Genomic DNA, 2394 nt, shown 5'->3' with positions numbered 1-2394 from the left:
TCTCCGGAGCATGCTGGCCGCTACCCGCACGAGTTCTCCGGCGGCCAGCGCCAGCGCATCGGCATTGCGCGCGCGCTTGCGGTCGAGCCGCAATTCATCGTCGCCGACGAACCGGTCTCGGCGCTCGATGTCTCCGTTCAGGCACAGGTGCTCAATCTGTTCGGCGACCTGCAAAAAAAGCTCGGGCTTACGCTTCTGTTCATCGCGCACGACCTGTCGGTGGTCGAATATCTCTGCGACGAAGTGGTGGTCATGTATCTCGGCCGCGTCATGGAGCGTGGGCCGAGCCGGCTTGTCTATGCAGCGCCGCGCCATCCCTACACCAGGGCCCTGCTCGCCACGGCGCCGGTGCCCGACCCGACGCGGCGTCGCACGCATACGCCCTTGCATGGTGATATTCCGAGCCCGATCGCGCCGCCGTCCGGCTGCGTCTTTCGCACACGATGCCCCGAAGCCATCGCCGCCTGCGCGCAAGCCGTTCCGCCGGTCGAGCATATTGGCGGCGGACACCATGTGGCGTGTATTCGCCACGATGAAAGACCGTCTGATCCAAATCGGGTTGACCGCCACCCGGGTGCTGTCCTTTAGATCATCGCGATCAACATTTGAGACCACATGACAGCCAACGTGAGAGATCAGGACCTGAGCCGCACTGAGATAGCCGCCGAGCCGCGCCGGTCGCGCACCAGCGGCATCGACCGCGTGCTGCAGATCCTGGATTGCCTGCAGCGGCGGGGGCGCCCGGCGACCGCGTATGAGATCGCGCGCGACATCGGCGCGCCACTGTCGACCGTCTATGTCATCGTCGACGACATGGTCGAGAAGGAGCTTCTCGATCGCAAGGATGGCGGCCTGCTGTGGCTCGGGCCGAGGCTTTATCAGTACGGGCTGACCTACGCCCGCACGCTCGACCTGCTCAATGTCGCGACGCAGGAAATGCACGAACTCGCCCAGAGTTCGAAAGAAACCATCCAGATATGCGGTCGCGACGGCGACTATATGGTCGTTTTCGCCATGGAGGAGGGCAAGGATCATTTCCAGGTGACGTCGCGCGTCGGCACGCGCACGCCGCTCAACTGGACGGCATCTGGCCGGCTGCTGGTCGGTCACCTGCCGGAGGAAGAACGTCTTGCCATTTTTGCCCGCTCGGCGACCGCTTCGCCGACGGGACGCGCCGAAACGGACAAGCACGTGCTGGCCCAGGCATCGGCGGCGGCGCTGTCCCAGGGGCTTGCGATCCAGGCCGGCGAGTCGGACTTTTCGGTCGCCTGCATCGCGGCGCCGATCCGCGACAATCTCGGAGCGTGCCGGGCGACAATTTCGATCGTCGTGCCGGATGTGAAGGTCAGGCAAAAAGATCCCGATTTGACTTCGCTGGTCAGGCAGAGCGCCAAGCGGATCGAGGAGCGGCTGGGCTGGCGTCGCGCAGGCCCGTAACCGCTGACGTCCGACCGGCAGGCTTTTCATTTTAGGTGGCTTGCACTATCTGTTGCCCTTGCGCGGGGGCGTGTCTTGTCAACCGTAAAAGCATTCGTTACGCCCCGCTCATGACAGTTACCGTCCGTTTCGCCCCGTCGCCGACCGGCCGCATCCATATCGGCAATGCGCGCACCGCGCTGTTCAATTGGCTGTTCGCCATGAACAACAAGGGCCGCTACATCCAGCGCTTCGACGATACCGACGTTGCCCGCTCGACGCAGGAGTTCGCCGATTCCATCCTCTATGACCTGCATTGGCTGGGCATTTTCCCGGACGCCACCGAATACCAATCGCGGCGCGTCGAGATCTATGATGCGGCGGTGGAGCGGCTGAAGGCAGCGCGCGTGCTTTACGCCTGCTACGAAACGCCCGAGGAGCTCGACCTGCGCCGCAAGGTGCGCCGCACACGCGGCCTGCCGCCGGTCTATGGCCGCGAGGCGCTGACGCTGACGCCGGAGCAGGTGGCCGAATACGAATCCGACGGGCGCCGGCCGCACTGGCGGTTCCTGTTGCCGAACTTCACCACCGATCCGCTGCAGCCGGAGCGGACCGAGGTGCACTGGAACGATCTTGTGCGCGGCGAGGAGACCGTCGATCTCGCCTCGCTGTCGGACCCCGTCCTGGTGCGCGAGGACGGGACCTATCTCTACACCCTGCCTTCCGTGGTCGACGACATCGAGATGGGCGTCACTCACGTGATCCGCGGCGACGACCATGTGACCAACACCGGTGTGCAGATCGCCTTGTTCCAGGCCCTCGGCGCCGAGCCGCCGGTCTTCGGCCATCACAATCTCCTGACCACCGTTTCGGGCGAGGGGTTGTCGAAGCGCACCGGCGCGCTGTCGATCGAAAGCCTGCGCGAGGACGGCATCGAGCCGATGGCGGTCGCCTCGCTCGCCGTGCTCGTCGGCACGT

Annotated in this window: 3 protein-coding genes; all 3 read left to right on the top strand. The window is 65.0% G+C overall.

What is annotated here, in order from left to right; translation table 11 throughout:
* Nucleotides 1-588: ABC transporter ATP-binding protein (locus EOA38_RS33775; RefSeq protein WP_145966204.1), on the top strand; the 588-nt coding region annotated here is incomplete at its 5' end.
* 27 nt (nucleotides 589-615) lie between these two features.
* Nucleotides 616-1437 carry an IclR family transcriptional regulator gene (locus EOA38_RS33770; protein ID WP_126093755.1) on the top strand — a complete coding sequence of 274 codons (822 nt, stop codon included), beginning with the start codon at nucleotides 616-618 and terminating at the stop codon, nucleotides 1435-1437.
* Between the two features lie 110 nt (nucleotides 1438-1547).
* The coding region (locus tag EOA38_RS33765) for a glutamate--tRNA ligase (RefSeq protein WP_245480988.1) at nucleotides 1548-2394 on the top strand (847 nt) is incomplete at its 3' end.

It is taken from the genome of Mesorhizobium sp. M1E.F.Ca.ET.041.01.1.1 (genome assembly GCF_003997355.1).
Taxonomy (GTDB): Bacteria; Pseudomonadota; Alphaproteobacteria; order Rhizobiales; family Rhizobiaceae; genus Mesorhizobium.
Note: the sequence above shows the minus strand (reverse complement) of the source record. Positions and strands in the feature narration are given on the sequence as shown.

Coding starts and splice junctions, on each gene's coding strand:
- EOA38_RS33770 (WP_126093755.1), top strand. CDS start 616: ATGACAGCCAACGTGAGAGATCAGGACCTGAGCCGCACTGAGATAGCC.